Source organism: Kitasatospora sp. NPDC059599 (genome assembly GCF_042735125.1).
In the GTDB taxonomy this organism is placed as follows: Bacteria; Actinomycetota; Actinomycetes; order Streptomycetales; family Streptomycetaceae; genus Kitasatospora.
The window spans coordinates 75,179-97,438 of sequence record NZ_JBHWCL010000014.1 but is presented as its reverse complement, the minus strand read 5'-3'; the positions used below and the strand labels follow the sequence as shown (position 1 = coordinate 97,438).

Here is a 22,260-nt window from a genome sequence, read left to right as displayed (position 1 = left end):
TGCCGTACCGCCCGGATCCCGGGAGGGGCGGCTCAGGACAGGCGGTCGAGGAGGTCGACCGCGGCGCGCAGCCGGTCCTGCTCGGCGGGGGTGAGGCGGGACTCGATCGCGGTGGCGATGTAGTGCTCGCGGCGGGCGCGCTGGTCGAGCAGGGCGGTGCGGCCGGCCTCGGTGGCCGCGATGAGCTGCTTGCGGCCGTCGGTGGGGTGGGGCTGCTGGGTGACCAGCCCGGCCTCGGTCATCAGGGCGACGGTGCGGGCCATCGACTGGTGGCGCACGCGCTGGAGGTCGGCGAGTTCGGCGACGGTGCAGGAGAGTCCGTCGCGGACCAGCAGGCCGAGGACGGCGGCCTGGTTCTGCGGCAGTTCGTCGCCGTCGCGCAGGGAGCGGACCAGGCTGCCGAGGGCGGCGCGCAGGTCGGCGGCGAGTTCCAGGGTGTTCGGGTGCGGGGCTTCGCTGGGCATGGGAGAAGTCTATCCCGAATATCTACAGCCATGCTGTACAGCTTTGCTGTAGAGTTTCCGGCATGCGAATCACCAAGTTCGGACATGCCTGCGTACGCGTCGAGCACGGCGACACCACCGTCGTCGTCGACCCGGGGGCGTTCACCGATCCGGCCGCACTGGCCGGGGCGGACGCCGTCCTGATCACCCACGAACACATGGACCACTTCGAGGAGTCGCGGCTGCGCGCCGCACTGGAGGCCCACCCGGCGCTGCGGGTGTGGACCAACAGCGCCGTCGCCGCCCAGCTGGACGGAGTCGCGCAGCGGGTCACCGCGGTCGGCGAGGGCGACGCCTTCGAGGTCGGCGGGCTCGGCGTCTCGGTGCACGGCGAGTGGCACGCGGTGATCCACCCGGACATCCCCCGGGTGCAGAACATCGGCTTCCTCTTCGACGGCCGGCTCTTCCACCCCGGCGACGCGTTCACCGTGCCGCCGCACGCCGTCGACACCCTGCTGCTGCCGCTGGCGGCGCCGTGGAGCAAGGCCTCCGAGGTGATCGACTACGTCCGGGAAGCGGGGCCGCGCCGGACCGTGCCCGTCCACGAGGCGGTGCTCAGCCCGATCGGGTTCGCGGTGCAGACCCGGATGGTGGGGCCGGACGGGCCGGGCACGGGGGCCGAGCTGGCGATCCTCGGGGAAGGGGAGAGCCTGGAGGTGGGCTGACTGCCGACGGGCGGCCCGGTCCGCTGCCGGCGGGCGGGTCCGGTGTCGGCGGGCCGGGCGGCGCTGACCGGGCGGGTCCGGTGCTGACGGGCCGGGCGGTGCGCCGGTAGCCTGACGCCATGTTGAAGATCGGACTGACGGGCGGCATCGGGGCGGGCAAGAGCGAGGTGTCCCGGCTGTTCGCCGCGCACGGCGCGGTGATCGTGGACTCCGACGTGATCGCCCGCGAGGTGGTCGCCCCCGGGACGGACGGTCTGGCGGCCGTGGTCGCCGAGTTCGGCCCGCAGGTGCTGCGGGAGGACGGCTCGCTGGACCGCCCGGCCCTCGGCGCGGTCGTGTTCGCCGACCCGGAGCGGCTGAAGGCGCTGAACGCGATCGTCCACCCGCTGGTGCGGGCCCGCTCCGCCGAACTGGAGGCGGCGGCCGCACCGGACGCGGTCGTCGTGCACGACGTGCCGCTGCTGGCCGAGAACGGGCTGGCACCGCTGTTCGACCTGATCGTGGTGGTCGACGCGGCCGACGAGGTGCGGCTGGACCGGCTGGTGCGGCTGCGCGGGATGGCCGAGGAGGAGGCGCGGGCCCGGATGGGCGCGCAGGCCTCGCGGGCGGACCGGCTGGCGATCGCGGATCTGGTGATCGACAACGGCGGGGAACTGGCCGGGCTGGCGGCCCGGGTGGACGAGGTCTGGGCGGAGCTGGCGGAGCGCGCGGCGGCCTGAGCGGCGGATCTGTTCGGAAGCGGTTCGGAAGCCGTTCGGAACTGTTCGGGGCCGTGCCGGGCCGCCGCGGTGTCGCCGCGCTGCGGTGCCGCGGCTCCCGCGGCGACGGCGCGTCCTACGCGGCGCCGAGCGGGAGTCGGGCGCGCACGGCGAAGCCGCCCTCCGGGGTCGGGCCGGCGTGCAGGGTGCCGCCGAGGTCGCCGGCCCGGGTGCGCATCCCGGTCAGGCCGTGGCCGCCGGAGGGCAGTTCCGGGCCCGCGTCCGGGCTCGCGTCAGGGCCCGCGTCCGGTGCCGCACCGCGGTCCGCCCCCGGTCCGGCCGTCCCGGTGGGGGAGTTGACCACCGTCAGGCGCAGCCCGTCCGGCTGGACCTCGACGGTGACGGCCACCTCGGCGGCCGGGGCGTGCTTGTGCGCGTTGGTCAGCGCCTCCTGGACGATCCGGTAGACCGCGTACTGCACGGCGGGCCCGGGTGGCGGCAGCCCGTCGGCCGGGCCGGTGACGGTCAGCCCGACCGCCAGGCCGGCCTGCCGGGACTCCTCGACCAGGGTGGGCAGGCCGCGCAGCGAAGGCGCCTGGTCGGCGGCCGTGGTCAGCACGCCCAGCAGGCCGCGCAGTTCGGTGAGCGCCTGCAGGCCGAGGGAGCGGATCAGGCCGAGCGTCTCCCGCACGGCGCCCGGGTCCTCGGCCTGGGCGACCTGGCCGGCGCCCGCGTGCAGGGTGATCAGCGAGACCCGGTTGGAGACGACGTCGTGCATCTCCCGGGCCAACCGGGCGCGTTCGGCGGCCGCGGCGCGTTCCTCGGCGTGCCGCCGGGCCTCCTCCAGCAGCCGGTTGCGTTCGCCCAGGAAGCGATTCCGCTCGGCGAGCACCCGGACGGTGTGGGCGCGGGTGTGGGCGCCCAGCCCGAGGACGAGCGGGACGGCTCCGAAGACCAGCGGGTCCTCGATCAGGTTGGCGAGCGAGGACGGGGTGCCGACGTCCCCGAGGTCGACCGGGACGAGCAGCCGCAGCTCGGACGCGGCCGCCAGGGCGTACAGCAGCAGGGTGCCGCCGCGCCGCGCGGCCAGTCCGTAGAGCGCGACGGCGAGCGGGAGTTGACCGCTCACCAGGGTGGCTGCGGTGACTGCCGCCGGATGCCGGCGCCGCAGGGCCAGGGCGAGGGCGCCGAAGGCCATCAGCCCGGCGTTGACCGGCGGCGAGGTGGTCGGGCCGAAGTCGGGGTCGTTCGCGGCGAGCGGGACGAGCACCAGCAGGACCAGGGCGGTCGGTGCGAGGGTCCGGACCGGGCGGGGCAGGCGCAGCGGCGGCCCGGGCAGCGGTGCGTCGGGGTCGGCGGCCGACTGGGAGGTGGGCTGCTGCATGAGGGGCATGCTTCCACACCGGGGAGCCGTGCCGGGATGATCTTCGGACCGAGTGGCCGGGAAGGGACTGTCGAAAGGCCGCCGGTGGGGGAGAGCATGGCGGGATGAGTGATCATTTCTCGCCGGGGCCGCAGCTGCCCGGACCCCTCCCGGCAGCACCGCACCCGGCCGAGCCCCAGGCAGGGGCGCACCCGACAGGGCGGTCGGCCGTCGAACGGCTGGAGCGGTACGGCCGCGCCGAGCAGGAGGAGGTCCTCGGCCCCGGCGCCGACCCGTACGGCGTCGCGTACACCGGGCTGACCTTCCTGCCCAAGGAGATCCACTTCGGGGTCCGGGCCACCGACGGTCGGCTCGTCGCCCACACCGGGCTGCTGCCGCTGCCGCTCACCGCGGGCGGCACCGATCTGACGGTCATGGGCGTCGGCGGCGTCTGCGTCGCCCCCGACCGGCGCGGCGGCGGCCTCGCGCACGCCGTGGTCGGGGCCGCCCTGGACCACGCGCGCACGCTCGGCCACCGGCGCGCGCTGCTGTTCTGCCGTCCACCGCTGGCCGCGTTCTACCGGGAGCTGGGCTTCCGGGAGGTGGCCGGGGAGGTGACGGTGGAGCAGCCCGAGGGGCGGCTGGCGGTGATGCCGCTGCGCACGATGTGGGCGCCGCTGTCGGCGGGGACCGACTGGCCGGAGGGGCCGGTGCGGCTGCGGTCGCTGCCCATGTGAGGCCCGGTCAGGCGGTCGAGGCCGCGGAGGTCGCCCCGGCTGCGGAGGTCGTCGCGGTCGTCGCGGTCGCCGCGGCCGACGCGCGCGCGTCCGCGTGGGCCACGGCGGCGCCGGCCAGCGCGCGGATCATGGCGTGCGCCCGGGTGCCGTCGCCGGACAGCTCGGGCTGGAACAGCGAGGCGAGGAAGAAGGGGTGGTCCGGCAGCTCCAGGATCCGCACCTCGCCTGACTCGTCCGCGCCGCTGAACCGCAGGCCGTGCGCGCGCAGCCGGTCCAGGTAGGCGGCGTTGAGGCCGTACGCGCAGTGGTAGCGCTCCAGGGTGCGGGTGGTGCCGAGGACGCGCTCGGCCAGCGTGTCCGGGGCGACGGCGACGGTGCCCTCGTGCCCGACCAGCGAGCAGCTCAGCGGGGCGATCACCTGCTGCTCCCCGTCGGGGTGCTCCTCGCCGTGGACGGCATCGGCCAGGCCGCAGACGTTGCGGGCGTACTCCAGCACCGCGTGCTGGAACCCGGCACAGGTGCCGAGGAAGGGGATGCCGCGCTCGCGGGCGGTGCGGACGGCGGCCACGGCGCCGGCCTCGCTGCGGTACGGGCTGCCGGGGAGCAGCCAGATCGCGTCGAAGCCGTCCAGGGCGCCGGACTCCGCGGCGTCCCCGGTGGGGATCCAGTAGGCGTCCAGGACGAGCCGTTCGTGCTCGGCGAGGGCGTCGAGCAGGCCCGGGATGCGGGCGTGCGAGCGGACGGCGGGGGAGCGGTCGCCGACCAGGGCGATCCGTGGGGTCATGTGGGTCATGCGGCTATCCTGACCCGGCACCCGAGATCAGCGCCAACGATGATTTCTTACCCCTCGATCAGATCGGTTGATGACCGCCGTGGATCCCCAGCAGCTGCGCACCTTCGTCACCGTCACCCGCCTCGGCTCCTTCTCGGACGCGGCGCGGGAGCTCGGCTACACCCAGTCCGCGGTCTCCCAGCAGATCGCCGCGTTGGAGGCGGACCTCGGGGCGGCCCTGCTGGTCCGCCGCCCGGTCGGCCCGACGGAGGCCGGCCGGCGGCTGCTGGAGCACGCCGCGCCGTTGCTGGTCCGGCTGGAGGCGGCACGTGCCGACGTCGCACGCCTGGCCGGCGCCGCGAGCGCCCGGCTGGTGCTCGGCGCCACGCCCCTGGCGGTCGGGGCGGCGCTGGGGCACGCGCTCGGCGAGGTGCGCCGGGCGTACCCGAGGGTGGAGCCGGTGGTCCGAGTGCTCGCCCAGGACGTGCTGCCCGCACAGGTCGCCACCGGTGAGGTCGACCTCGCCCTGATCGACGGCCTGGCCGCGCCCAGCGACCCGCTGCCGCTGCCCGACGTCGGCCCGCTGCGCACCGTCGCGGTGGACGAGCGGCCGGTCGCCGTCGCACTGCCCGTCGGACACCCGCTGGCGGGCCGCGGCGGTCTTGCGCTCGCCGACCTCTCCGCCGCCCGCTGGCTGGACGCCCCCGACCTCACCCCGCCGGTCGCCCGGCTGCGCGCGGCCGCGGGCGTCGACGGCTTCCGGCCCGCCACCCGCTACCAGGGCACCGACCTGCACGGGTTGCTGGCGCTCGTCGCCGCCGGGCACGGGCTCACGCTGCTGCCCGAGCCGGTGCTGTCCGGGGTGTCCGGGGTCGGGTGCGCGCCGATCGCCGCGCCCCGGCTGGTGCACCGCACCGAACTCGTGCACGGGAGCCTGCCGGACGGGCCGGCGGCGCTGCTGGCCCGACTGCTGGAGCAGGGGCGGGGCGGCTCGGCCTGACCGGCGGTCGGGCCTCGGCGGTCGGTGGTCGGTGGTCGGTGGTGACGGTGTCGGCGGGGCGCGGGGCGGTGCTCGGCGGAGGCGGTGTCCGGCGGCCCGTAATGCGGTTGCGGGGGTGACCGGGCCCGATGAAATGATCATGCAATGGACATCATCATCAGGCGGGTGCGGAGCGAGGACTGGGCGCAGGTCAGGGAGCTCCGGCTGGACGCGCTACTGGACCCGGTCGCGGCCATCGCCTTCCTCGAAACGCACGAACAGGCCGCCGCCAGGCCCGACGAGTTCTGGCAGGACCGCGCGGCCGGCGCCGCGACGGGATCCGCCGTGGCGCAGTTCGTCGGCGAGGACGCGGACGGGCGCTGGCTCGGCTCGGTCAGCGTGCTGGTCGAGCGGCCCGGCGGCCCGGGCGCCCTGGGGGGCGACGTCGTGACGGTCGACCAGACGCACGTCGTCGGGGTCTACGTCCGGCCCGAGGCGCGGGGCACCGGGCTGGCGCTCGACCTGATCCGGGCCGCCCAGGAGTGGTCGTGGTCGCTCGCCGAGCCCCGGATCCAGCGCGTACGGCTGTTCGTCCACGAGGAGAACGCCCGCGCCGAGGCGATGTACGTCAAGGCCGGTTTCGAGCACTCCGGCGTGACCGTGCCGGTGCCGGGCCACGAAACGGCCCGGGAGATCGAACTGGCGGTGCTCCGGGGCTGATCGGCGGCTCCCGGGGCCGGTCGGTCCGCGGGACTCACCGGGCCGGGCCGCGGGGTTCCCCGGCTCGGGCCGCGGGGCTCACCGGCTCGGTCCGCGGGTTCCCCGGGCCGGTCCCGCGGCGTCGGGGTGCCGTCCCGGCGTCGTGCCCGACCGGCGGTTGTGAAGGCGGGGTCACCAGGCGTTCACGTCCTGAGCCTGACGGTCGTCGGGCGCGCGGTGCTGTCATGAGCACAGTCGCCCGGCGAGAGGCCGGGCCGGCCCAGGAGAACTTCCCCATGATGTTCCGTCAGCGTCTGACCGTCGTCCTCGCGGCGGCCTCCCTCGCCGCCGCCGGGCTCGCCGCCGGCACCGCGCAGGCTGCCGCCCCGGCCGCGGCCGGCACCCACAAGGGCGTTACGCTCTCGGCGAGTTGTTCGCAGGCGTACCTGCCGTTGCCCGACCCGAACTGCACCCCGGGTGCGTACAACCCCGACGTCACCCAGAGCACCATCGGCCAGACCATCTGCGTCTCCGGCTGGACCGCCACCGTCCGCCCGCCGACCAGCTACACCAACCCGCTGAAGGTGCAGCAGATCGCGCAGTACGGCTACGCGGACACCAGTACGGCCGACTACGAGGAGGACCACCTCGTCCCGCTGGAGCTCGGCGGCGCGCCGCGCGACCCGGCCAACCTCTGGCCCGAGCCGCGCTACGGCAGCCAGCCGGCGCAGAGCAAGGACTCCGTCGAGACCAAGCTCAAGAACGCGGTGTGCGGTGGCCGGGTCGGCCTGGACGACGCCAGAAGCGCGATCGCCGACGACTGGACCACGGCGCTCAGCGTGCTGGGGCTCTGAGGCGTCCAGGCGTCAGCGGCGCCCTGACGCGGTGAAGCCGGTTCACCGCGCGCGGGCGTGAAGGGGCCGCCCGGCCCGTCCGGTCCCCTGTGCCGGACGGACCGGGCGGCCGTCTGTGGGGTGTCGCGGGCACCCGTGGCGCGGTGCCCGCTGCGGCGCCCGCGAGGAGCGCCGCGGGGATCAGCCGCAGCCGGGGAGGGCCTCGCACATCGGCGCGGTCATGCCCGTGCCGACGTACTTGTCCTCGGGGGCCTTCCAGGCGTCCTTGGGCTGGGCGCCGGCCTTGGTGACCGCCCAGACGGACAGCTCGCTGACCGTCCCGCCGTCGGTGACCGCGTACTCGTGCAGGGTGGCGGCGGTGCCGTCGGCCTGCGGGACGGTCAGGACGGCGGCGAAGTACGGCGCGTCCGCGGCGCTGTCGACCTTGACGGTGGCGCCGGGCACGGTCTTGGCGCAGCCCTTGAGCGCGTCCGTCAGCCGCTCGTACGTCAGGTTGGTCGTCTGCTTGGTGCCGCTGCTGTGGGTCGGGTCACCGACGAACAGCAGGGTCTGCTGGGCCGTCCAGCGGTCGCCGCCGAAGCCGACCGACGCCTTCGCCGAGGCGGTGCCGGTGAACATCCACTCGTCGTCCTTGGCGACCGGCGCGTGGCACAGCTCCATGCCCTTGAACTGGACCGGGCCGGTCTGCGGCTTGGCGTTGGCCGCCAGCGGCGCGTAGTGGTAGGTCTCGTCCATCGGGATGCTCTTGGTGTCCATCCAGGCCTTGGCCGGGATGCCCTTGGCGGCGCCGTCGGTGCCGCCGTTGCCGGCCGGCTTGGTGGCGCCCGCGCTGGGGGCGCCGGTGCCGCCGCCCGCCGGTGCGGCGGTGGACGGAGCGGGAGCGGCGGTCTTGCCGCCGTCCTGACCGCTGTTGTCCGGTCCGCAGGCGCTGAGGGCGCCCAGGCAGACGAGGGCCGCGGCGGTGACGGCGGTGTTGGCGATCAGTCGGGTGCTGCGCAACTGACGATTCCTCAAGTGTCCGGTGGCGTGGAGCGGGGTCGGGCGCGCATCGGCCGCGGGCCGCGGGTGCGCGGCACCGCCCGTCCGTCCTCGCCGCCCGGGTGACCCGTGATCGCGGGCACTCGGCATGGCTGTTTCCTCCCCCGTTGACGTACTGCCGTCCGGCTCCCGGTCGCCGCCGCCTCCTCGGGTCTGAGGGGCGGTCAGCGCCGGTACTGCGTCGACGGCGGTCGAAACCTATGCCAAGCGAACGCCGGGAGCAAAGCGGAATCCCGGCGGACGCCCGGGTGGCCGGGGCGGTCGGGGGTGCTGATGGGGAACATGTGTGCGGGCGCGGCGGGAGCTATGCGCGGGGTGCGGGGGATTCCTGGAGTGCGCGGACACGGTCAAGTGCCGCCCGGAGCAGGGGATTAGCGCTGCCGGAGCGTGGTGCTGCGGGCCCGTACCGAGCCCTCGGGCGAGCGGGGCCCCGGGGCGCGCGGGCGCGGGCGGGGTTCAAACCGCCGCCGAGGCCAAGGCTTTCCCACGGGTGCCCCGGGGTGGCGTCGGCCCGCGGGCGGCCGGGGCGGCGCGCGACGGTGGTTCGCGTGCGCGGCGGTTCGCGGTGCGGGCCCGGTCCGGCCGGACCCCAGCGGCGGAGCCCGGGCCCTGTCCCGGGGCTAGGCGTGGGTGCCCGGGACGCCGAGCTGCTGGGCGAGCCAGGGCAGGGCCTGGGCGAAGGTCGCGGCGCCGGTCTGCCAGGTGTGCTTGCCGGAGCCGACGGCGGAGACGGTGCGGATGCCGTCCTTCCTGGCCGCCGCCTCCAGTGCCTTGGCGGACTCGATCTGGCCGTGTTCCTCGTCGCCCTGGCCGAAGTACCCGGAGACGCCCTGGTACTTGGGGTGGTGGGCGAGCACGGTCAGCGGGTCGTGGGCGGCCCAGGCGGCGGCGTCGCCGCCGTACAGCTCCTGGACGGTGTGGTCCTTGTCGCCGATGAACGGGCCCCGGTCGCCGGAGAAGTCGCCGAAGTGCGTGAAGACGCCCGGGTGTTCGACGGTCAGGTCGAAGGCGCAGGTGCCGCCCATCGACCAGCCGGCGACGCCCCACTTGTGCGGGTCGGTGGCGGCGTTGAAGGTGGTGCGGACGAACGCCGGGACGTCCTTGACCAGGTGGCTCTCGGCCTGGCCGTGCGGACCGTCCACGCACTCGGTGTCCACCCGGAAGCCGCCGGTGGCGTCCGCGAAGACCAGGATCGGCGCGAAGCCGTTGTGCCGGGCGGCGAAGTCGTCGGCGGTCTTCACCGCGTTGCCGGAGCGGATCCAGTTGTCGGGTGCCGCGAACTCGCCGCCGATCATCTCCAGCACGGGCAGCTTGGGCCGGGACTGGCTGCGGAACCAGGCGGGCGGCAGGTAGACGAGCTCCTGGCGGTGGGCGAAGCCGCCGGTGCTGTCCGGGATGTCGACCTGGACGATGCGGCCGGTCTTCGTCTTCCCGTGGATGGAGGCGAGTTCGGCGAGCGTGATCTGGTCCGGCAGCGGCTGCCCGCCGAGTTCGCCGATCGCGTCGCCGAGGGTCGGGTAGTAGCCGGTGGAGACGTTCAGGCTGTTCGCGGCGCAGAACAGCGCGAGCAGTACGGTCGGCGCGACCAGCGCCCGCCGCCACCACCGGGCGCCCCGCCAGCCGAACCCGAGGACGCACAGCGCCGCGACCGCCACCCCGCTCCACAACCACACCCCGAACGGGATCGGGTCGGTGATCCCGCTCAACATCACCACGGCCACCGCGGTGGCCGTGGTGACCACGAGTGCCGTCCCCAGTGCGACCGGTCCCCACTTCACCCGCCACGCGCGGTCCCGACGGACCACCGTGCCCAGGAACAGCGCGAGGGCGGCGGCCTGGACCGTCCACGGGAACCAGCCGTCGAGCAGGGAGACGTTCATGTGCCCGGAGGCTAGGGGCGGAGGATGAGAGGCTGGTTAAAGACTGGCAGTTCGCTGGAAGAGGGCTGTGAGGAGGAAGGGCGCGCCGAAGAGTCCGGAACCGGGCGCCCGGACGGCCATCGGGCGGACCTCCAGCGGCGTGAGGTCGCGGAACAGCGACCGGAGCTCCTCGGGCGAGAAGGCCAGCCCGCCCTCCAGGGCGCCGAGTCGGTACAGCTCCTCGTCGGGCCGCTCGGAGCCCATCGCGCCGGCGGCGAACGTGGTGACGGCGAAGTGGCCGCCCGGCGCGAGGACGCGGTCGAGGAGGGCGAGGTAGCTGACCCGGCGGTGCGGCGGGAGGTGGTGCAGGCAGCCGGAGTCGTAGACCAGGTCGTAGTGGGCGTGGGGGAGCCCGGCCTCGAAGATGCTCGCGCGGTGGAAGCGCAGGCCGGCGCCGGCGCCGGCTTCGCGGGCGCGCTCCTCGGCCCGGTCGACGGCGGCGGTGGAGAGGTCGACGGCGTCGACCTCGAACCCGCGGGAGGCCAGGTGGATCGCGTTGCGGCCGGGTCCGCAGCCGAGGTCGAGGGCGCGGAGAGGGGTGGGGGCGGGGCCGGACTCGGCGGCGCGGTCGGTGGTGCGGTCGGTGGTGTGGTCGGGGCCGGGGGTGGCCGGGATCAGGCCCCGGTCGAGGTAGGAGACCAGGTTCTCGTCCGGCTCGGGTGCGAAGAACGGGCGGTCGGTGGACCGGTCGGCGTAGAGGCCGTCCCAGCGGGCCTCGGGCAGCGGGAAGTAGCCGTCGAGCAGGACGAGGACGTCCTCGACGGTGCGGATCGTGCGGTTCATGCGGTCGAGCGTAGGTGCCCTGGCAGGCGGGAGCGAGCGGCGCAAAAACCTTTGCGGGGAGGGATGTTGGGGTCACGGTCGACGGCGCGGGGCCGGGTGGTCCGCGGTCGGGTCGGGGTGCGGCGGTGCCTCCGTCGCGGGCCGGGAAGGGCCGCTTCCGCGGGACGGCCGGGGCCCCGGCGAGGGGGTCGACGTCACGGTCCGGACAAGGTTCCCGCATGCTAGATTCGAACGCGTTCAAATTTCGTGCCCGCGGGGGCGGACGGGGGAGTCATGACCGAGGTGCCGGTGAGTGCCCGATGGCTGTCGGGCCTGGGAGGTGTCGCGTTCCTGCTGCCGGCCGCGGCCATCGTGGACGAGTTCGGCACGCCGGGGGCGGTCGTGTACGTGCCCGGGCTGCTCTGTGCCGTCGCCTGTGCGGTGCCGTCCTTCTTCCGCAGTCGGGAGCACTTCCGGACGGCCTGCGCCGCCGCCGGGATGGCTGTCGCGGCGGTGTCGATCCCCGCGGGCCTGATCGGCGTCCTCTACAAGCTGGCGATCGGCAGGTGGACCCTCTACCTCGCCTTCCTCGCCCTGCCGGTCGCCGCGGTCGCCGGTCTGGTCGCCGGCTTCCAGCGGGCTCGCGGCCGCGGGTGCGGCCGCTGGGCGGCCATGGTCGCCCGGGCATGCGCGGCGGTCACGGTGATCGGCTGGGGTGTCATCGACGCGTGGGTGTTCCCGGTCTGAGAGGTCGGCCCGGGGAGTGCTCGCGCGGGGCGGCGAGGCCGGCGGCGGAGGCGCCGTGCACCCGGACGGCCGACGCCTCGTGGTGCTCGGCCCCGGCGGCGTACGTGGCGCTCCACGTTGCGGAGCCGGAGCCGGTGTCGCTGTCGGGGCCGGTGTCGAGGTTGGTGCCGAGGCCGGTGCCGGAGCCGGGGCCGTGGACCCCCCTGGCCGGCTCCCGTTGCCCGCTCGGCCGGGGACTCCGCCACCGTGCCGGCCCTCGCCCCCGCCGTGGCCGAGGCCGCGCGTCCTGACGATCCGTCGCGATGCGAACGTCCGCGGGGCGGAACCGGGCCGGAGCCGGGCCGGTGCCGGTCGTCAGTGCCGGATCAGCCGGCGCAGCAGGCGGACGTACGGGCTCCAGCGGGCGGGGCGGGCCACGGTGCCGCCGCAGGCGTGCACCGCCCGGTCGAGGCCGTCCTCGACCAGGGCGTCGTGCAGCCACCGGAAGGCGAGCGGCCAGGTGAGCCGTCCGGGCCCGCGCAGGCGCATGGCGATGGTGTGGCGGAGCACGGTGGTCCCGCCCGCGGGGTGGACGGTGAACTCGTGGTGGCCGTCGAAGCCGCGCGGGCCGGTGAAGCGGAAGCGCACCCACTGTCCTGGCGCGTACCCGGCGACGGTGTAGCGGATCGGGCCGTGCCCGCCGACGGCGCCGACCGCGAGCGGCCGGTCGAACCGCATCCCGGGCCAGTCGGGCGTCGGCCAGAGCGGGTCGTCGGGGCCGGCGAGGCGGTCGATCAGCGCGCCGACCTCCTCCGCCGGTGCCGGGACGGTGCGTTCGTGGATGTTGAGCACGGCCATGCCGGGTCCTCCCCCTCGTTTTGGATGATCCCCTCCAATTGAAATGGAGAGTACTCTCCACTGCATGCCCAGGCCACCCCGTCACGACGAATCCACCCTTCTCGACGCCGCGGTACGGCTCGCTGCGGCCGGCGGACCGGCCGCCGTCACCATGTCCGCCGTCGCCCGCGAGTCCGGCGCCCCCAACGGCTCCGTCTACCACCGCTTCCCCCAGCGGTCCGCCCTGCTGGCCGAGTTGTGGCTGCGGACGGTGGAGGAGTTCCAGGCCGCCTGTCTGCCCGCCTTCGACGCACACCCGGAGCCGCACCTGGCGGCGGGCGCGGCCGCCCGGCAGGTGGTCGCGTGGTGCCGGGCGCACCGCGAGCGCGCCGTCGTGCTGCTGTACGGCGCGGAGGCGTTCGGCAAGGCGGAGTGGCCCGAGGAGTACCTGCGGCGCGAGCGGCTGGGCGGGCGGCGGGTGCGGAAGGCGCTGACCGGGCTTGCCGGGCGCGCGGGTGCGACGACGGCGCTGGACGTCGACCGGGTGCGGCTCGCCGTCGCGGGCCTGCCGCTCGCCGTGGTGCGCGGGCCCCTGCACGCCGGGGCGCCGCTGCCCGCGCACGCGGAGGACCTGGCCGAGCGGAGCGCGGTCGACCTGCTGCGCGGCGGCAGGCCGTAGGATCGCCGGATGATCACCGTTCCGGCCGGCCTGGTCACGCTCTCCGACCGTCGCACCCGGTGCAGTTGGGAGGTCGAGGTCGCCTCGTTCGAGCTGGCGCCCTGTCCGGTCACCCGCGAGCGGTACGAGGGCGCGGCCGGTGACCGCCGACCGGCGCACAGCGTGTCGTGGCACGACGCCGTCCGCCACTGCAACGAGCTGTCCCGGCGCGAGGGCCTGACGCCCGCGTACGGGGTGGACGGCGAGGACGTGGTCTGGGACCGGTCCGCGGACGGCTACCGGCTGCCCACCGAGGCCGAGTGGGAACACGCCTGCCGCGCCGGGACGGACGGCCCGCGCTACGGCCCGCTCGACGAGATCGCCTGGCACCGCGGCAACTCCGGCGACCGCCCGCACGAGGTGGGCGGACTCCGGCCGAACGCCCACGGACTGTACGACCTGCTCGGCAACGTGTGGGAGTGGTGCTGGGACGTCTACGACGCGCAGGTGTACGGCGACTACCGCGTGCTGCGCGGCGGCGGCTGGTTCGACGAGCACTGGAGCTGCCGCGCCTCCGTCCGCCGCCGCAGCCACCCGACGCTGCGGATCGACGACGTGGGGTTCCGGCTCGCCCGGTCGACCGGTTCGTGAGGCCGGGGGTTCGTGAGGCCGGGGGGCACGGGCCGGCGTGAGGGCGCGGGCCGGCGTGAAGGTGCGGGCGGGGCGCGGAACCGTCCCGCGGGGCCGGGCGTTGGCGCAGGCGTGGACAACGACCAGATCGCGCTGCGGCCGATCGCCGAAGCCGACCTGCCCGCGCTGGGCGAGCTGCTGAGCGACCCCGGGATGCTGGGGGAGTACCAGTGGTACGGCTGGCGGGACCTGGACCGGTTCCGCCGCCGGTGGGTCGAGAACGGGCTGCTCGGGGACGAGCAGTGGATGCTCGCGGTCACCGTGGCCGGCGAGTTCTGCGGCTTCGTCGCCGCGTTGCGCAAGGCGGTGCTGCCGACCGCGCCGTACTGGAACATCGGCGCGCAGCTGCTGCCGCACGTGCGCGGCCGGGGCATCGGAACGCACGCCCAACTCCTGCTGGTGGACTACCTGTTCGCGCACACGCCGGTGGTCAGGCTGGAGGCGGACACCGAGACCGGCAACGTCGCCGAGCAGCGGGCCCTGGAGAAGTGCGGCTTCACCCGCGAGGGCGTCCAGCGCTCGGTGACCTTCCGGGACGGCGAGTGGCGCGACGTCGTCCGCTACGGCCTGCTGCGGACCGACCCGCGGCCCTGACCGCCTCAGGAGACCCCGAACCACTCCTCGGCGAGGGCGTCCAGGGTGCCGGCGGAGGGCTTCAGCTCCCTCAGGTACCACGGCAGGTCGCTGTAGACGTGGAGCAGCGTGTAGGCCATCAGCAGGCGGGGGTCGACGGGGCGGCCGTAGGCGGCCAGCAGCCGGCCGAGGAGGTACGGGTCGGCGCGGGTGGTGAAGAGGCCCACCGCGACCAGGTCGTAGGCCGGGTCGCCGATCATGGCGGGCTCGAAGTCGATCAGGCCGGTGAGGCGCCAGCCGTCGGCCGGGTCGGTGAGGAGGTGCTCGCGCATGAACTCGGTGTGCAGCAGGGCGCGGGCGGGGGCGGAGGGGAGCCGCGCCGCGGCGAGGAAGTCGGGGATCTGCTCCAGCCAGGCCTGCGGCAGGCCGCGGTCGCGTTGGCGGGCGACGGCGCCGGCCCGCTGCCGGTCGAGGAAGGCGGGCCAGTCGCCGGGGCCCAGGACGTCGGCGAGCGGCTCGGGGTCGAGAGCGTGGAGGGCGGCGAGCGCCTCGCCGCAGTCACGGACGATCCGCTCGCGGTCCGGCCGGGGGACGCGCGGCCAGGCGGGCGCGAGGCCCTCGCCGGGCAGCCGCGACATCAGCACGTAGCGCCAGCCGTTGACGTACGCGCCCGCCTCCCGGACCTCCGGGGTGGGGATCGGCAGCGCGCCCCGCAACCGGGCGAGGACGCGCTCCTCCGTGATCCCGTCCCGGGCGCTCGACGTCGGGAACAGCTTGAGGACGTGCCGGGCGCCGACCGCGTAGACCGGGACGGAGCCCTCCGGGAAGCGCTCCAGTGGCAGGCCGCCGACACCGAGCCGGGCGCACAGCGCTTCGGCGGCGGGGCGCACCACCGACTCGTCGGGGACGACCGCGTCCCATTCCTCGTCCGTCAGTACCGGGGGCAGCACGGGCGCACCGTAGGCAGGACGGCGGCCGTGCCGCAAGCGGTTTTCACCGCCCCTCCGAGGGGCCGCCGAGGGCGTCGGCGACGGGGGAGACCGGTTCGGGCCCGGCGGCCGGGTCGCGGGTGAGCAGGTAGCGGGCGCCGGGGCCGGCGGCGCCCGCGCGGTCGCCGGCGTTGTAGAGGGCGCAGCGGGTGAGGGAGAGGCAGCCGCAGCCGATGCAGCCGGACAGTTTGCGCTTCAGCAGTTCGAGTTCGGCGATCTGCTCGTCGATGCGGCTCTGCCAGGACTCGGCGACCCGGTTCCACTCGGTGCCGCTGGGGGCGGGGCGCTCGGGGAGGCGGTCGAGCGCGACCCGCGCCTCGTCGAGGGAGAGGCCGACGCGCTGGGCTGCGCGGATGAACGCGATCCGGCGCAGTGTGCCGCGGGTGTAGCGGCGCTGGCCGCCGGCGGTGCGGGTGGCCTGGATCAGGCCGAGGCTCTCGTAGTAGCGCAGCGCGGACGCGGCGAGGCCGCTGCGGTCGGCGAGTTGGCCGATGGTCAGGAGGTCGGCGGAGTGCGGGCCGGAGCCGCGGCGGCCGTCTGGATGGGCGGTCATGGGAGCCCACTGTAACCGCTTGACCTCAAGTCGGCTTTAAGTTGCACCATCGTGGTCATGACGACGAACGCAACGGCGGAAACCGTGACCGCGACCCGTGCCCGGACGGGCTCCGAGACCGCCTCGAAGTCCGGGCACGGCATCGGCGCCGGCACCGGCACCGGGGCCCGCTTCGAGGACCTGCCGGCCCTGATGGCCCTGATGACCGGCGCCGAGAAGCACGGCCCGGCCGCCACCTCCACGCTGGACGCGGTCTGGGTGCTCTACGACCGGGTGCTGCGGGTCACCCCGGCCACCGCCGAGGAGCAGGCCCGGGACCGCTTCCTGCTCTCCAAGGGCCACGGCCCGATGGCGTACTACGCGGTGCTGGCGGCCAAGGGCTTCATCGACCCCGAGGTGCTGCCGAGCTTCGGCGGCTACGACTCGCCGCTGGGCCACCACCCGGACCGGACGCTGGTGCCCGGGGTGGAGATCTCCTCCGGCTCGCTCGGACACGGCCTGCCCCTGGCCGTCGGCACGGCGCTCGGGCTGCGGGCCCAGGGCCTGACCGACCCCGCGGTGTGGGTGCTGGTCGGTGACGCCGAGTTCGACGAGGGCTCCAACCACGAGGCGGTGGCCTTCGCCGGGGCCTACGGGCTGGACCGGCTGCACGTGGTGGTGATCGACAACTCCTCGGCCACGCACGGCTGGCAGGGCGGCATCGCGCAGCGCTTCGCGGCCGAGGGCTGGTCGACCGCGACGGTGGACGGCCGCGACCACGAGGCGCTGTACCGGGCCTTCACGGCCGAGCACCCGGGCCGCCCGCACATGGTGGTCGCCCGGGTGGAGCCCAAGGAGAACCACTGACCGGACGCCCGGACGCCTGACCGCCCGACCGCCTGATTGTTCGACCGCCCGACCGTCCGGCCTCCGAAGGGGGCCCGGACGGGTACGCCAAGACCGCACCCGTGAAAGGAACTTCCCGATGGACACCATGCGCGACCGCTTCGTCGACGTCACCACCCGCCTGCTGGACGAGGACCCCCGGCTGGCCGTCGTGCTCGCCGACATCACCGCGGCCGCCTTCACCCCGGCCCAGGAGCGTCACCCGGACCGGGTGGTCAACGTCGGCATCCGGGAGCAGCTGCTGATCGGCGCCGCGGGCGGTCTGGCGCTGAGCGGCATGCGTCCGATCGCGCACACGTTCGCCAGCTTCCTGATCGAACGACCCTTCGAGCAGGTCAAGTTGGACCTGACCCACCAGGGCGTCGGCGCCGTCCTGGTGAGCGCGGCCGGCTCGTACGACTGGCCGGCCGGCGGCCGCACCCACATGTCCCCCGGGGACGTCGCCCTGCTGGACACCCTGCCGGACTGGACCGTCCACGTCCCCGGTCACCCGGACGAGGCCGAGCAACTGCTGCGCCACGCCTACGCGGACGGCGACCGCACCGTGTACGTCCGGCTCTCGGCGCACCAGAACGCGGCGCCGGTGGCGGTCGAGCCCGGCCGCTTCACCACCGTCCGCACCGGCTCGCGCGGCGTGGTCCTGGCGGTCGGCCCGATGCTGGACGCGGTGCTCGCCGCCACCGAGGGCCTGGACGTCACCGTGCTGTACGCGACGACGGTGCGCCCCTTCGACGCGGCCGGGCTGCGGGCGGCGGTCGGCGAGCGGGCGGATGTGGTGCTGGTCGAGCCGTACCTGGCGGGCACCTCGGCGCACGAGGCGCACGAGGCGCTGGCCGACCGTCCGCACCGGGTGCTGGGCCTGGGGGTGCCGCGCGAGGAGCACCGGCACTACGGCTCGATCCCGGAGCACCTGGCCGCCTACGGCCTGGACGCGCCCGCACTGCGGGAGCGGATCGGCGCCTTCCTCCGGTGACCGGTCGTCCAGCCGGTCAGCCGGTCAGGACCACGGCCGCCGCGTCCGGGCCGAGCCGTACCGACGTCCCGTCCAGCGCCGCGGGTCCGAAGGCCGCGACCACCTCGCGTCCCGCGGCCCCCAGCGGCAGCGCGGCCTCCGCGGGCCCGAGGTTGACCGCGACCCGGTACGGTCCGCGGTGCACCACCAGCCGGCCGGCCGCTTCCTCGTACTCGACCCGCACCGCGCCGAGGTCGGGGTCGGCGAGCTCCGGACGTTCGTGCCGCAGGCGGACCAACGTCCGGTACCAGCTGAGCAGTTCGGTGTGCGGGGCGCGCCGGAGCTCGGTCCAGTCGAGGACGGAGCGCAGCACGGTGGCGGGCTCCTGCGGGTCGGGGACGGCCTCGGCGGCCCAGCCGTGTTCGGCGAACTCCCGGCGCCGGCCGCGGCGGACGGCCTCGGCGAGATCCGGGTCGGTGTGGTCGGTGAAGTACTGCCAGGGGGTGGCGGCGCCCCACTCCTCGCCCATGAACAGCATCGGGGTGAACGGCGAGGTGAGCACCAGCGCGGCGCCGCAGGCGAGCCGGCCGACGGGCAGCGTGGTGGAGAGGCGGTCCCCGAGCGCCCGGTTGCCGACCTGGTCGTGGGTCTGCAGGTAGCCGAGCAGCCGGTGGCCCTCCCCGGTGGGGAACGGTCGTCCGTGGCTGCGTCCGCGGAAGGAGGACCAGGTGCCGTCGTGGAAGAACCCGCGGGTGAGCGTCCTGGCGACGGCGGCGAGCGGCGCGCGGGCGAAGTCCCCGTAGTAGCCCTGGGACTCGCCGGTCAGCGCGCAGTGCAGGGCGTGGTGGAAGTCGTCGCTCCACTGGGCGGCGAGGCCCTGGCCGCCGGCCTCGCGCGGGGCCGTGGTGCGGGGGGTGTTGAGGTCGGACTCGGCGATCAGGAACAGCGGGCGGTTCGTGGTGACGGCCAAGGTGTCGACCTCGTGGGAGAGTTCCTCCAGGAAGTGGACCGCCCGGTCGTCCGCGAGGGCGTGCACGGCGTCCAGCCGCAGGCCGTCGATCCGGTAGTCGCGCAGCCAGGCCAGCGCACTGCCGATGAGGTACGCGCGCACCTCGTCCGAGCCGGGCGCGTCCAGGTTCACCGCGGAGCCCCACGGGGTGTGGTGCCGGTCGGTGAAGTACGGGCCGTACGCGGGGAGGTGGTTGCCGGACGGGCCGAGATGGTTGTGCACCACGTCCAGGATCACGCCGAGGCCCTTGCGGTGGGCGGCGTCGACGAAGCGTTTGAGGCCCTCGGGCCCGCCGTAGGGCTCGTGGACGGCCCAGAGGGAGACCCCGTCGTAGCCCCAGCCGTGCCGGCCGGGGAACGGGCAGACCGGCATCAGTTCGACGAAGTCGACGCCCAACTCGACCAGGTGGTCCAGGCGTTCGGCGGCGGCGTCGAAGGTGCCGCGGGTGGTGAAGGTGCCGACGTGCAGCTCGTACAGCACCGCGCCGGGCAGCGCGCGGCCCTGCCGGCCGGTCTCGGACCAGTGGAACGCGGTGTGGTCCACCGGGCGGCTGGGGCCGTCCGGGCCGTGCGGCTGGCGGGCCGAACGGGGGTCGGGCAGCGGCGGACCGTCGTCGAGACGGAAGGCGTAGTCGCCGCCCGGGGCCTCGCCGGACCACCAGCCGTCGCGGTCGGCGCAGCGGTCCAACTCGTGCGCCACGCCGTCGACTTCGACCTGGACCCGGGAAACGGCGTGGGGTGCCCACACCTCGCGGACCGGCATCAGCCCCTCCTCGTCAGCAGCGCCACCGGGTACCCCGTCAGCAGCTCGGCCACCGGGACCGCCCCGGCGGGGAAGGCGCGCAGCGTCAGCTCGTCCGTCCACGGCCCGCCCGCCGGCAGCTCCAGCACGGTGTCCCGCCAGCCGCCCGCGCGCTCCAGCCCGTACGGCAGCCGGGTGACGGCGGTGACCGTGTCGTCCCCCCGGGCGAAGGCCAGCAGGTGGTCGGCGGCCGGTCCGGTGGCGGACAGCGGCCGGTACGGGCCGAGCGGGCGGGAGCGGCGCAGGTGCAGCGCGGTGGTGGTGAGGTGCAGCTTCTCGCGGGCGAGGTCGCCGGGGCGCGCCGCCGCCGAGTCGGTGAGCCGGACGGCGAGCGCGCCGAGGTCCACCACACCCCGGTTGTCCGGGTCCACCAGCGTGTACAGCGGCTCCTCGCTGCCCTGGTAGAGGTCGGGCACGCCGGGCACGGTGAGGTGCAGCAGGGCGGCGGCGAGGGTGTTGGACCGGGCGTGCGGGGCGATGGCCCGCACCGTGCCCTCGATCCGGGGGAGCAGCCCGGGATTGCCGTGGACGGCGCGGGCCCGCTCCTCCAGCGCCCGCTCGTACCCGGGGGCGGGCGCGGTCCAGGAGGTGTGCAGCTTGGCCTCGCGGACGGCCTTGAGCAGGGCGGCGACCAGCCGGTCCGGGGTGATCGGCCAGGCGGCGACCAGGGTGTGCCAGAGCAGCCAGTCGGCGTCGCGGTCGAGGCCGGGCGCGGCGGGGCCGGCCGCGGTGGACCAGGCGGCGGCCTCGGAGGCCCAGGACTGCGGCTGCTCGGCGAGGACGGCGAGCCGGGCGCGGGCGTCGGCGCTGCGCTTGGTGTCGTGGGTGGAGAGCACGGTCATGCCGTGCGGCCAGTCGCGCTCCTGCCGGCGGCACCAGTCGTGGAAGTCCGCCGGGCCCAGTCCGGGCCGGGCGGGCTCGCCGCCGACCTCGTTGAGGCCGGGCAGCGCGTTCCAGCGGTAGAAGGCGGTGTCCTCGACGCCCTTGGCGGCCACCGCGGCGGCGGTCTGGGCGAAGCGGACGCAGAACTCGTCGTGGTCCTCCCCGCGGCCCAGCCCGCCGAGGGCCAGCGCCGCCACCAGGCGGTCGGTGGGGTCCTCGGAGCCGTCCAGGGCCGTCCGCAGCTGTTCCTGCGAGGCGGCGGGCGCGGCCTCGCCGGGCCGCGCGTACGGGCGGTACACCGGGTAGCCGGTGAGCAGCCGCCCGAGCGCCGCGCGCAGCTGCCAGGGCGCGTGGTCGGCGTGGGCCGGCTCGGCGGCGCCGATCCGCAGCGCGATCCGCACCAGCCGCTCGATCTCGGCGGCGAGTTCGCCGTCCGCCCCGGTCATGTCGGCCCGGCCGCGCCGGGCGGCGGCGACCGCCGGGTGCGGGTCCTCGCACGGGTCCCGGACCGGGCCGCCGCGCAGGAACGACTCGTACGCCCCGGCCAGCCGGCAGGCGCCCGCGTGGTCGGTGAGCACGCCGTCGATGCGGCGCAGCGCGTCGTAGCCGGTGGTGCCGGCGACCGGCCAGTCCTCGGGCAGCCGCTCCTCACCGGTGAGGATCTTCTCGACCACCACGTACGCCCCGCCGGTGGCGGCCGCGAGCCGGCGCAGGTAGCCGCGCGGGTCGGCGAGGCCGTCCGGGTGGTCGATCCGGAAGCCGTCCAGGACGCCGTCGGCGTGCAGCCCCAGCAGGACGGCGTGGGTGGCGGCGAACACCTCCGGGTCCTCGACCCGCAGCGCGATCAGCTCGTTGACGGTGAAGAAGCGCCGGTAGTTGAGCTCGGTGCGGGCCAGGCGCCACCAGGCGAGCCGGTACCACTGGCGGGCGAGCAGCTCGGGCAGCGGCAGCGATGCGGTGCCGGGGCGCAGCGGCAGCTCGTGCCGGTGGTAGCGCAGGGTCCCGCCGTCGACGGTGAGCTGGTCCAGGACGGCGCCGAGCCGGTCGCCGAGCAGCGGCAGCAGCACCCGGCCGCGCCCGGGGGCGTCGGCGGGGCCGGGCTGGGCGGTCCAGTCGATGTCGAACCAGCGCGCGTACGGCGAGTCGGGGCCGTCGCGCAGCACCTGCCAGAGCGGGCGGTTGAGCCGCTCGGGGACGGGCACGGCCATGTGGTTGGGCACCACGTCGGCGATCAGCCGCAGCCCGTGCCCGTGCGCGGCGGCGGCCAGCGCGCGCAGCGCCGCCTCGCCGCCGAGCTGTTCGGCGACCCGGGTGTGGTCGACGGTGTCGTAGCCGTGGGTGGAGCCGGGGACGGCCTCCAGCAGCGGGGACAGGTGCAGGTGGGAGACGCCGAGGGCGGCCAGGTAGGGGACGGCGGCGGTGGCGTCGCGGAGGGTGAAGCCGGGCTGGAGCTGGAGGCGGTAGCTGGCGGTCGGGACGGCGGTGGTCCGGACGGGTGCGGCCGGTGCGGGGGTGGTCGGGACGGTGGCGGCCGGGCGGGGCTGCGCGGGCTCGGCGGCGGAGGTCATAGCTCCATAGGTACCCGGGGGAGCCCGCCGCCAAGACCCGCTGCTGACCCGAACAGGTGACCGCGTCGCCGCCGGGTTCGCCGACCGCCCGGCCCGTCGTGCTGCCGGCCTGCCGTGCTGCAGTGCTGCCGGCCTGCAGCGCTGCCGT

Annotated in this window: 23 protein-coding genes; 12 read left to right on the top strand and 11 right to left on the bottom strand. The window is 75.6% G+C overall.

The features are described from left to right. Nucleotides 1-32 precede the first annotated feature (32 nt). A complete protein-coding gene (locus ACFV04_RS08045; RefSeq protein ID WP_380527602.1) occupies nt 33-464 on the bottom strand; it encodes a MarR family winged helix-turn-helix transcriptional regulator in 432 nt (143 codons plus the stop codon). A 62-nt stretch (nt 465-526) separates the two neighbouring features. Here ACFV04_RS08045 and ACFV04_RS08040 point away from each other — a divergent pair, with 62 nt between their 5' ends. Together ACFV04_RS08040 and coaE are read left to right on the top strand one after the other, a co-directional pair. Further along, on the top strand, nt 527-1,168 hold the full coding sequence (locus ACFV04_RS08040; protein WP_380527600.1) for an MBL fold metallo-hydrolase: 642 nt from the start codon (nt 527-529) through the stop codon (nt 1,166-1,168). 119 nt (nt 1,169-1,287) lie between these two features. Next, on the top strand, nt 1,288-1,887 hold the full coding sequence (gene coaE / locus ACFV04_RS08035) for a dephospho-CoA kinase (RefSeq protein ID WP_380345577.1): 600 nt from the start codon (nt 1,288-1,290) through the stop codon (nt 1,885-1,887). Between the two features lie 115 nt (nt 1,888-2,002). Here the strand turns inward: coaE and ACFV04_RS08030 are convergent, their stop codons facing one another. Further along, nucleotides 2,003-3,250, bottom strand: coding sequence for a sensor histidine kinase (locus ACFV04_RS08030; protein WP_380527598.1), 1,248 nt, complete (start codon nt 3,248-3,250; stop codon nt 2,003-2,005). Nucleotides 3,251-3,354: 104 nt separating this feature from the next. Between ACFV04_RS08030 and ACFV04_RS08025 the strand changes: the two genes are divergently transcribed. Further along, nucleotides 3,355-3,966 (top strand): GNAT family N-acetyltransferase, encoded by a 612-nt coding sequence (locus ACFV04_RS08025; RefSeq protein ID WP_380527596.1) that lies wholly within the window; start codon nt 3,355-3,357, stop codon nt 3,964-3,966. 7 nt (nt 3,967-3,973) lie between these two features. Here the strand turns inward: ACFV04_RS08025 and ACFV04_RS08020 are convergent, their stop codons facing one another. Continuing rightward, nucleotides 3,974-4,759, bottom strand: a complete 786-nt coding sequence (locus tag ACFV04_RS08020; protein WP_380527594.1) for a hypothetical protein — start codon at nt 4,757-4,759, stop codon at nt 3,974-3,976. Between the two features lie 70 nt (nt 4,760-4,829). On the opposite strand from ACFV04_RS08020, the gene ACFV04_RS08015 reads away from it, so the two are divergent. The 3 genes from ACFV04_RS08015 to ACFV04_RS08005 all read left to right on the top strand — a co-directional run bounded on the left by ACFV04_RS08015 (nt 4,830) and on the right by ACFV04_RS08005 (nt 7,270). Beyond that, nucleotides 4,830-5,738, top strand: coding sequence for a LysR family transcriptional regulator (locus ACFV04_RS08015; RefSeq protein ID WP_380527592.1), 909 nt, complete (start codon nt 4,830-4,832; stop codon nt 5,736-5,738). 144 nt (nt 5,739-5,882) lie between these two features. After that, complete coding sequence (locus tag ACFV04_RS08010) at nt 5,883-6,437, top strand: GNAT family N-acetyltransferase (RefSeq protein WP_360256730.1); 555 nt, start codon at nt 5,883-5,885, stop codon at nt 6,435-6,437. Between the two features lie 224 nt (nt 6,438-6,661). Then, nucleotides 6,662-7,270, top strand: coding sequence for a hypothetical protein (locus tag ACFV04_RS08005; RefSeq protein ID WP_380345565.1), 609 nt, complete (start codon nt 6,662-6,664; stop codon nt 7,268-7,270). 180 nt (nt 7,271-7,450) lie between these two features. Here ACFV04_RS08005 and ACFV04_RS08000 read toward each other — a convergent pair whose 3' ends face one another. From ACFV04_RS08000 to ACFV04_RS07990, 3 genes are all read right to left on the bottom strand, one after another. Continuing rightward, nucleotides 7,451-8,269: a hypothetical protein gene (locus ACFV04_RS08000; protein WP_380527588.1), complete on the bottom strand. Its 819-nt coding sequence runs from the start codon at nt 8,267-8,269 to the stop codon at nt 7,451-7,453. 659 nt (nt 8,270-8,928) lie between these two features. After that, the gene (locus ACFV04_RS07995) at nt 8,929-10,188 is read right to left on the bottom strand and encodes an alpha/beta hydrolase (RefSeq protein ID WP_380527585.1); all 1,260 of its coding nucleotides are present in this window, start codon (nt 10,186-10,188) and stop codon (nt 8,929-8,931) included. A gap of 36 nt (nt 10,189-10,224) precedes the next feature. After that, entirely contained in the window at nt 10,225-11,010 is a 786-nt protein-coding gene (locus ACFV04_RS07990) for a class I SAM-dependent methyltransferase (RefSeq protein WP_380527582.1), read from the bottom strand. A gap of 273 nt (nt 11,011-11,283) precedes the next feature. On the opposite strand from ACFV04_RS07990, the gene ACFV04_RS07985 reads away from it, so the two are divergent. Further along, entirely contained in the window at nt 11,284-11,736 is a 453-nt protein-coding gene (locus ACFV04_RS07985; RefSeq protein ID WP_380527580.1) for a hypothetical protein, read from the top strand. 354 nt (nt 11,737-12,090) lie between these two features. Here the strand turns inward: ACFV04_RS07985 and ACFV04_RS07980 are convergent, their stop codons facing one another. Beyond that, a complete protein-coding gene (locus ACFV04_RS07980) occupies nt 12,091-12,573 on the bottom strand; it encodes an SRPBCC family protein (protein ID WP_380345558.1) in 483 nt (160 codons plus the stop codon). Nucleotides 12,574-12,637: 64 nt separating this feature from the next. On the opposite strand from ACFV04_RS07980, the gene ACFV04_RS07975 reads away from it, so the two are divergent. The 3 genes from ACFV04_RS07975 to ACFV04_RS07965 all read left to right on the top strand — a co-directional run bounded on the left by ACFV04_RS07975 (nt 12,638) and on the right by ACFV04_RS07965 (nt 14,494). Beyond that, on the top strand, nt 12,638-13,231 hold the full coding sequence (locus ACFV04_RS07975) for a TetR family transcriptional regulator (RefSeq protein WP_380527577.1): 594 nt from the start codon (nt 12,638-12,640) through the stop codon (nt 13,229-13,231). 9 nt (nt 13,232-13,240) lie between these two features. Beyond that, the gene (locus tag ACFV04_RS07970; protein WP_380527574.1) at nt 13,241-13,861 is read left to right on the top strand and encodes a formylglycine-generating enzyme family protein; all 621 of its coding nucleotides are present in this window, start codon (nt 13,241-13,243) and stop codon (nt 13,859-13,861) included. A gap of 111 nt (nt 13,862-13,972) precedes the next feature. Then, nucleotides 13,973-14,494 (top strand): GNAT family protein, encoded by a 522-nt coding sequence (locus tag ACFV04_RS07965; protein WP_360256709.1) that lies wholly within the window; start codon nt 13,973-13,975, stop codon nt 14,492-14,494. 5 nt (nt 14,495-14,499) lie between these two features. On the opposite strand, the gene ACFV04_RS07960 is transcribed toward ACFV04_RS07965, so the two are convergent. Both ACFV04_RS07960 and soxR read right to left on the bottom strand, forming a co-directional pair. After that, nucleotides 14,500-15,423, bottom strand: a complete 924-nt coding sequence (locus ACFV04_RS07960) for an aminoglycoside phosphotransferase family protein (RefSeq protein ID WP_380345554.1) — start codon at nt 15,421-15,423, stop codon at nt 14,500-14,502. Nucleotides 15,424-15,466: 43 nt separating this feature from the next. Next, on the bottom strand, nt 15,467-16,015 hold the full coding sequence (gene soxR, locus ACFV04_RS07955; protein WP_380345552.1) for a redox-sensitive transcriptional activator SoxR: 549 nt from the start codon (nt 16,013-16,015) through the stop codon (nt 15,467-15,469). 192 nt (nt 16,016-16,207) lie between these two features. Between soxR and ACFV04_RS07950 the strand changes: the two genes are divergently transcribed. Together ACFV04_RS07950 and ACFV04_RS07945 are read left to right on the top strand one after the other, a co-directional pair. Continuing rightward, nucleotides 16,208-16,861 (top strand): thiamine pyrophosphate-dependent enzyme, encoded by a 654-nt coding sequence (locus ACFV04_RS07950; RefSeq protein WP_360256967.1) that lies wholly within the window; start codon nt 16,208-16,210, stop codon nt 16,859-16,861. Nucleotides 16,862-16,979: 118 nt separating this feature from the next. Then, nucleotides 16,980-17,873 carry a transketolase family protein gene (locus ACFV04_RS07945; RefSeq protein WP_380345550.1) on the top strand — a complete coding sequence of 298 codons (894 nt, stop codon included), beginning with the start codon at nt 16,980-16,982 and terminating at the stop codon, nt 17,871-17,873. Nucleotides 17,874-17,889: 16 nt separating this feature from the next. Here the strand turns inward: ACFV04_RS07945 and treZ are convergent, their stop codons facing one another. Together treZ and treY are read right to left on the bottom strand one after the other, a co-directional pair. Beyond that, complete coding sequence (treZ, locus tag ACFV04_RS07940) at nt 17,890-19,623, bottom strand: malto-oligosyltrehalose trehalohydrolase (RefSeq protein WP_380527571.1); 1,734 nt, start codon at nt 19,621-19,623, stop codon at nt 17,890-17,892. Continuing rightward, entirely contained in the window at nt 19,623-22,112 is a 2,490-nt protein-coding gene (gene treY / locus ACFV04_RS07935) for a malto-oligosyltrehalose synthase (RefSeq protein ID WP_380527568.1), read from the bottom strand. Before treY ends, treZ begins: the two co-directional genes overlap by 1 nt. Between the last annotated feature and the right edge of the window lie 148 nt (nt 22,113-22,260).

What these genes read in the sequence shown, in the direction of transcription:
- ACFV04_RS08005 (WP_380345565.1), top strand. Translation starts at nt 6,662, where the DNA reads ATGAGCACAGTCGCCCGGCGAGAGGCCGGGCCGGCCCAGGAGAACTTC.
- treZ (WP_380527571.1), bottom strand. Translation starts at nt 19,623, where the DNA reads ATGCCGGTCCGCGAGGTGTGGGCACCCCACGCCGTTTCCCGGGTCCAG.
- ACFV04_RS07950 (WP_360256967.1), top strand. Translation starts at nt 16,208, where the DNA reads ATGGCCCTGATGACCGGCGCCGAGAAGCACGGCCCGGCCGCCACCTCC.
- ACFV04_RS08010 (WP_360256730.1), top strand. Translation starts at nt 5,883, where the DNA reads ATGGACATCATCATCAGGCGGGTGCGGAGCGAGGACTGGGCGCAGGTC.
- ACFV04_RS08015 (WP_380527592.1), top strand. Translation starts at nt 4,830, where the DNA reads ATGACCGCCGTGGATCCCCAGCAGCTGCGCACCTTCGTCACCGTCACC.
- ACFV04_RS08045 (WP_380527602.1), bottom strand. Translation starts at nt 464, where the DNA reads ATGCCCAGCGAAGCCCCGCACCCGAACACCCTGGAACTCGCCGCCGAC.
- ACFV04_RS07975 (WP_380527577.1), top strand. Translation starts at nt 12,638, where the DNA reads ATGCCCAGGCCACCCCGTCACGACGAATCCACCCTTCTCGACGCCGCG.
- coaE (WP_380345577.1), top strand. Translation starts at nt 1,288, where the DNA reads ATGTTGAAGATCGGACTGACGGGCGGCATCGGGGCGGGCAAGAGCGAG.
- ACFV04_RS08030 (WP_380527598.1), bottom strand. Translation starts at nt 3,250, where the DNA reads ATGCAGCAGCCCACCTCCCAGTCGGCCGCCGACCCCGACGCACCGCTG.
- ACFV04_RS08040 (WP_380527600.1), top strand. Translation starts at nt 527, where the DNA reads ATGCGAATCACCAAGTTCGGACATGCCTGCGTACGCGTCGAGCACGGC.
- ACFV04_RS07995 (WP_380527585.1), bottom strand. Translation starts at nt 10,188, where the DNA reads ATGAACGTCTCCCTGCTCGACGGCTGGTTCCCGTGGACGGTCCAGGCC.
- soxR (WP_380345552.1), bottom strand. Translation starts at nt 16,015, where the DNA reads ATGACCGCCCATCCAGACGGCCGCCGCGGCTCCGGCCCGCACTCCGCC.
- treY (WP_380527568.1), bottom strand. Translation starts at nt 22,112, where the DNA reads ATGACCTCCGCCGCCGAGCCCGCGCAGCCCCGCCCGGCCGCCACCGTC.
- ACFV04_RS08020 (WP_380527594.1), bottom strand. Translation starts at nt 4,759, where the DNA reads ATGACCCACATGACCCCACGGATCGCCCTGGTCGGCGACCGCTCCCCC.
- ACFV04_RS08025 (WP_380527596.1), top strand. Translation starts at nt 3,355, where the DNA reads ATGAGTGATCATTTCTCGCCGGGGCCGCAGCTGCCCGGACCCCTCCCG.
- ACFV04_RS07980 (WP_380345558.1), bottom strand. Translation starts at nt 12,573, where the DNA reads ATGGCCGTGCTCAACATCCACGAACGCACCGTCCCGGCACCGGCGGAG.
- ACFV04_RS07985 (WP_380527580.1), top strand. Translation starts at nt 11,284, where the DNA reads ATGACCGAGGTGCCGGTGAGTGCCCGATGGCTGTCGGGCCTGGGAGGT.
- ACFV04_RS07990 (WP_380527582.1), bottom strand. Translation starts at nt 11,010, where the DNA reads ATGAACCGCACGATCCGCACCGTCGAGGACGTCCTCGTCCTGCTCGAC.
- ACFV04_RS07945 (WP_380345550.1), top strand. Translation starts at nt 16,980, where the DNA reads ATGGACACCATGCGCGACCGCTTCGTCGACGTCACCACCCGCCTGCTG.
- ACFV04_RS07970 (WP_380527574.1), top strand. Translation starts at nt 13,241, where the DNA reads ATGATCACCGTTCCGGCCGGCCTGGTCACGCTCTCCGACCGTCGCACC.